The sequence below is a fragment of the Streptomyces sp. NPDC004658 genome, assembly GCF_040609555.1.
Taxonomy (GTDB): Bacteria; Actinomycetota; Actinomycetes; order Streptomycetales; family Streptomycetaceae; genus Streptomyces.
Map to the genome: position 1 here is coordinate 1 of NZ_JBEXKG010000271.1, position 5,998 is coordinate 5,998.

The 5,998-nt window shown below is 71.9% G+C and carries 5 protein-coding genes and 1 pseudogene; all 6 read left to right on the forward strand.

The features are described 5' to 3' along the window. On the forward strand, nucleotides 1–598 hold a 598-nt coding region (locus ABZV94_RS39490; RefSeq protein WP_356349568.1), incomplete at its 5' end, for a LysR family substrate-binding domain-containing protein. 117 nt (nucleotides 599–715) lie between these two features. After that, nucleotides 716–2,236 (forward strand): hypothetical protein, encoded by a 1,521-nt coding sequence (locus ABZV94_RS39495; protein WP_356349571.1) that lies wholly within the window; start codon nucleotides 716–718, stop codon nucleotides 2,234–2,236. Further along, entirely contained in the window at nucleotides 2,223–2,768 is a 546-nt protein-coding gene (locus ABZV94_RS39500; protein ID WP_356349574.1) for a hemerythrin domain-containing protein, read from the forward strand. Before ABZV94_RS39495 ends, ABZV94_RS39500 begins: the two co-directional genes overlap by 14 nt. Next, a complete protein-coding gene (locus ABZV94_RS39505) occupies nucleotides 2,765–3,859 on the forward strand; it encodes a hydrogenase expression protein HypE (protein WP_356349576.1) in 1,095 nt (364 codons plus the stop codon). The genes ABZV94_RS39500 and ABZV94_RS39505 overlap by 4 nt, the downstream gene beginning before the upstream one ends. Before the next feature lie 48 nt (nucleotides 3,860–3,907). Beyond that, on the forward strand, nucleotides 3,908–5,707 hold the full coding sequence (locus ABZV94_RS39510; RefSeq protein WP_356349578.1) for a nickel-dependent hydrogenase large subunit: 1,800 nt from the start codon (nucleotides 3,908–3,910) through the stop codon (nucleotides 5,705–5,707). Continuing rightward, a pseudogene (locus tag ABZV94_RS39515) lies at nucleotides 5,700–5,998 on the forward strand (NifU family protein); the annotation flags it as partial. The gene ABZV94_RS39510 and the pseudogene ABZV94_RS39515, both read left to right, overlap by 8 nt.

Genomic DNA, 5,998 nt, shown 5'->3' on the forward strand with positions numbered 1-5,998 from the left:
CGCGAGCGCGGCCAACGAGGCGACGCCGGGCATCGTCGCCGAGTTCGCCCGGCGGCGGCCCGGATGGCGTGCCGAACTGCGGCAGGCGGCCTGGACGAACCCGAGCGCCGGTCTGGCCGACGGCGAGGTGGACGCGGCGCTGCTGCGGCTGCCGTTCCCGGGTCAGGACGCGCTGCGGGTCGAGGTGCTGTTCAGCGAGGAGCGCTGGGTGGCGCTGCCGAGCACGCACCGGCTCGCGGGCCGGGCGGAGATCGCCTTCCGGGAGCTGTGGGACGAGCCGTTCGTGGCCGCACCGCCGGAGACCGGCGCCTGGCGCGACCACTGGCTGGCCGCCGGTGAGCGCGAGGGCCGCCCGGTCCGGATCGGCGCGGTCACCGAGCAGCCCGACGACTGGCTGAGCGCCATCGCCAGCGGCTACGGCGTCGCTCTGGCGCCCGCGTCCGCCGCCCGGTTCTACGCCCGCCCCGGCGTGGTCTACCGCCCGGTCACCGGGGTGAGCCCGTCCCGGGTCGCCGTGGCCTGGGCACCGGCCGACGACCGGAACCCGGTCGTACGGGACTTCGTCCGCTGCTGCCTGGACCTCGCCCGTACCGCCTGACGCACGCGTGTTCTCCCCTGTCCGGCGCAATGACGGTGCGCCGGAGGGGCGGGCGGACGCGACCGGTGTGACCGTGGGGGTGGAAGTCCACGGGCGCACCAGTGGTGAGGAGAGGGCATGGCGAACGGAACCGGCGGGGCCTGTGCGCAGCTGAGTGCCGTCGCGGACGCCGTGCTGTACGAGGGCTATCTGCTCTATCCGTACCGCCGGTCCTCGGCGAAGAACCGGGTCCGCTGGCAGTTCGGGGTGCTGCTGCCCCGGAACTGGGTGGAGCGGGACGGGCCGGTCACGCCGGGGGTGTCCGGCTCCGCCGACTCCTGGTACCAGCAGACCGAGTGTGTGCTGCGGGTACGGGACGCCGACGCGGCCGTCCGGGTGCGGGTGCGGTACCTGCAACTCCAGCACAAGCAGGTGGAGGCGGCCGACGGGGACGGGGCGCATCGCCCGGTCGCGTCGTTGCGGACGGCCGACGGCACCGCCCACCTGTCGTTCGAGGAGGCCGTGCCCCGCGAGACCGAAGTGGTGCTGCCGGTGGAGGAGTTGCTGCGGGGCGGCCGGACCGTCGCCGTGGGAGCGCCGGCCGGGACGGAGTACGAGCCGCTGCCGGCGGGGGCGGGGCGGACGGTGCGCCGGCGCCGGGAGGTGCGGGCCGGGACCACGGTCACCGCCGAGCGGCTCGGTCCCGGGCTGTGCAGGCTGCGGGTCCGCACCGAGAACACCGCCGAGGCGCCGGACCCGAGGGCCTCCCGGAGTGCGGTGCTGGGGCAGGCCCTGCTCGCCACGCACACCCTCCTGACCGGCGACGCGGTGGAGTTCGTGTCGCTGATCGATCCCCCGGCCGCTCTCGCGGAGCAGGTCCGCGGCTGCCGCAACGCGTTCACGTTCCCGGTGCTGGGCGGGACACCGCCCGAGTCCGCGAGCGGTGACGGGGCGACGGGCACGCTGCTGCTGTCCGCGCCGATCATCCTTCCCGACCATCCGCAGGTGGCGCCGGAGAGCCCGGGCGATCTGCACGACGCGGCGGAGATCGACGAGATCCTCACGCTGCGCACGATGCTGCTGACCGACGAGGAGAAGGCGGAGGCCCGGGCCACCGACCCGCGGGCCGCGCGGATCCTCGACCGGGTGGACACCATGCCCCGCGAGGTCTTCTCCCGGCTGCACGGCGCCATCCGCTCCCTGACCCCGCGTACGCCCGTCGGCGAACGGCCGCCGGCCCCCGCCGCCGGACGGCCCGCCTGGTGGCAGGAGGGCGGCGACGACGGGCTGTCCCCGGCGACGGACACCGTGCTGGTGGACGGCGTGCCCGTGGGCGGCGGCAGCCGGGTGCGGCTGTGTCCGCGCGGCCGGGGCGCCGACGCCCAGGACATGTTCCTGGCCGGGCGCACCGCGCGGGTGGCCGCGGTCTTCCACGACGTGGACGGCAGCAGGCACCTGGCGGTCACGGTCGACGACGATCCGGCCGCCGAACTCCACGGCTGGTACGGCCGTTTCCACTACTTCCGGCCCGACGAGGTCGAACCGCTCGGCCCCGCCGCCCCACCGGGTCCGGGCCGGCCGATCCGGCCGCAGTCCCCGCGGCCGCCCGAGCGTCCGGCCGACGGGCCGGAGAAGGGACGGTTCGATGGACGCCCTTGACGTCCTCGTGCACGACCACCGGATGGTCGAGCAGTTGTTCCGCGACTACGAGGCCGCGGCCTCCGACCGGCAACGGCGCGGTGTCGTGGAGCTGTTGGTGCGTGAGCTGTCCAAGCACGCGGCCCTGGAGGAGATGCTCCTGTATCCGCTGGCGAGGAAGGTGCTGCCGGACGGCGACCGGGAGATCGACGAGCACCTGAGCGAGCACATGGGGGTGAAGCACACCCTCCTCGCGCTCGACCGGCTCGGCGAGGGCGACCCGCGGACCGGCGAGCTGGTGGCGGAGCTGCGCCGTGAGGTGACGGAGCACATCCGGGAGGAGGAGGGCACCCTCATGCCCCGGCTGCGTCAGGCCGTCTCCGCGCAGGAACTGGACCGGCTGGGCGAGCTGATCCGCCAGGCCAAGGCCACCGCGCCGACCCGCCCGCACCCGCACGCCCCCGACCAGCCGCCCGCCCTGACCCTCGCGGCCCCCCTGGCCGCCGCCTACGACCGACTCCGAGACCGAGTGCAGGGGAGGCCGACGACATGACCACCCAGAGCGGCACCACCGAAGTGACGCGTGAACCCAGCCGGTCCGAGGCGCGCGGGAACGGGTTCGACGAGATCTACATCCTCTGGATCTCCGAGGGCATGAGCTGCGACGGCGACACCGTGTCCATGACGGCCGCCGGGCAGCCCGGCATCGAGGACCTGGTCGCCGGACTCATCCCGGGCCTGCCGAGAGTGAACCTGGTCAACAAGGTGCTCTCCCCCAGCCTGGGCGGCGAGGACTTCCTCGCTCCCTACCGGGCGGCGGCACGCGGGGAGTTGTCGTCGCCGTTCATCCTCGTCATCGAGGGCTCGATCCCGAACCAGAACATCATCGAGGGCGACGGCTACTGGACGTCGTTCGGCAACGACCCGGACACGGGCGAGCCGCAGACCCTCAACTGGTGGATCGACCAACTCGCGCCGAAGGCCTGGGCGGTGGTGGCCGCCGGCACCTGTGCCACGTACGGCGGCATCCACGCCATGGCGGGCAACCCCACCGGCTGCATGGGTCTCGCGGACTACCTGGGCTGGGACTTCAGGTCGCGGGGCGCGCTGCCGGTGGTGAACGTTCCGGGCTGCCCGATCCAGCCGGAGAACTTCATGGAGACCCTCATCTGGGTGCTCTACCACGCGGCCGGTGCCGCGCCGCCGCCCCCGCTGGACCACATGCTGCGTCCGCAGTGGCTGTTCGGCAAGACGGTGCACGAGGGCTGCGACCGGGCCGCGTACTACGAGCAGGCGGACTTCGCGAAGGACTACAACTCCCCCAAGTGCCTGGTCAAGACGGGGTGTTGGGGCCCGGTCGTGAACTGCAACGTGCCCAAGCGCGGCTGGATGGCCGGCATCGGCGGCTGCCCGAACGTGGGCGGCATCTGCATCGGCTGCACCATGCCGAGCTTCCCGGACGCGTTCATGCCGTTCATGGACGAGCCGACCGGCGCTGCCCTGTCGTCCGCGCTGCTCAAGCCGTACGGCGCCGTCGTCCGGCGGCTGCGCGGCCTGACCAGCATCGCGGTGAACCGCGAACCCAAGTGGCACCACAACGGACCGGAGCTGACCACCGGTTACGACCCGCACTGGCGACCCTGAGCGCCGGCACCCACCCACGCCTACGACGAACGAGGGGCAGGAAGCGACATGACGACCACCGAGGACCCGACCCGGGTCACGGGGCGCAAGCCCGCGCAGATCGTGGACATGTCCTGGGACCCGATCACCCGGATCATCGGGAACCTCGGCATCTACACGAAGATCGACTTCGCCAACCAGGAAGTCGTGGAGTGCCACAGCACCTCGTCGCTCTTCCGGGGCTACTCGGTGTTCATGAAGGGCAAGGACCCGCGTGACGCCGGGTTCATCACCTCCCGGATCTGCGGCATCTGCGGCGACAACCACACCACGTGCTCCAACTACGCCCAGCAGATGGCCTACGGTGTCAAGCCGCCGCGGATGGCCGAGCAGATCACCAACCTGGGCGAAGCGGCCGAGTACATGTTCGACCACACGCTCTTCCAGGACAACCTGGTGTTCGTGGACTTCTGCGAGGCGATGGTCAAGGCGACCAACCCCGGTGTGCTGGCCCGCGCCGAGCGCACCGACGCGCCCCGCGGCGACATCCACGGCTACCGGACCATCGCCGACATCATGCGGGCCTTCAATCCCTTCGAGGGCGAGGTCTACAAGGAGGCGCTGAAGGTCAGCCGGGTCACCCGGGAGATGTTCTGCCTGATGGAAGGGCGGCACGTCCACCCCTCCACGCTGTACCCGGGCGGCGTCGGCACGATGCCGCAGCCCAACACCTTCACCGACTACCTCGCCCGGCTGATGCGCGTCATCGACTTCGTGAAGAAGGCGGTGGCGATGAACGACGACGTCTTCGACTTCTTCTACGAGGCCCTGCCCGGCTACGAGGAGGTCGGCAGGCGCCGCATCATGCTGGGCTGCTGGGGCGCCTGGCAGAACCCCGACGTGGTCGACTACCGCTACGAGAACATGAACCGCTGGGGCAAGGCGATGTACGTCACGCCCGGCATCATCGTGGACGGCAAGCTCGTCACCAACAACCTGATCGACATCAACCTCGGCCTGCGCGTCCTGCTCGGCAGCTCCTTCTACGAGGACTGGGTCAACGAGCAGCCGTTCGTCACCCACGACCCGCTCGGCAACCCCGTCGACATGCGGCACCCCTGGAACCAGACCACCGTCCCGGTGCCGCAGAAGCGGGACTTCGCCGGCAACTACAGCTGGGTGATGAGCCCGCGCTGGTACCACCCCGAGACCGGTCAGCACCTCGCGCTGGACACCGGGGGCGGCCCGCTCGCCCGGCTGTGGTCGACCGCGCTGAGCGCCCTGGTCGACACGCCGTACGTCAAGGCCACCGGCGACAGCGTGCGCATCTCCCTGCCCAGGGGGGAGGAGCTGCCGGAGACCACCCTGGAGTGGCGCATCCCCCAATGGAGCAACACCATCGAACGGGACCGGGCCCGGCCCTACTTCGTCGCCTACGCCGCCGCCATGGCCCTGCAGTTCCTGGAGGAGTCGATGGAACTGCTGCGGGCCGGGGAGACGAAGATCTTCCAGGACTACGAGGTGCCGGACGAGGCGATCGGCTGCGGCTTCCACGAGGCGGTGCGCGGTGTCCTCTCGCACCACCTGGTGATCAGGGACCAGAAGATCGCCAACTACCACCCGTACCCGCCCACCCCGTGGAACGCCAGCCCGCGCGACATCTACGGCACCCCGGGCCCGTACGAGGACGCCGTGCAGGGACAGCCGATCTTCGAGGAGAACGGTCCCGACGACTTCAAGGGCGTCGACATCATGCGCACCGTGCGCAGCTTCGACCCCTGTCTGCCCTGCGGTGTGCACATGTACATGGGCAAGGGCAGGACGCTGAGCACCGTGCACTCGCCGACGTACGGAGCGAACCATGGCTGACGCCGGCCGGCTCACGGACCCGGTCGTCGAGGCGCGGCTGGCCCGGCTGGACGAGTTGCTGGCCGGGCTGGAGTCCGCGCCCGGTCCCGCGGCGGCCGGCGCCGTCGAGGCCGTGCGCGTGCTGACCGAGGTCTACGGCGAGGCCCTGGCCCGGGTGCTCGACCTGGCCGGGGAGCAGGCGGCCGCACGGCTCGTCGAGGACGAGTTGCTGGGGCATCTGCTGGTGCTGCACGAACTGCACCCCGAGCCGCCCGCGCGACGCGCCGAGCGCGCCGTCGACCGGCTGCGTCC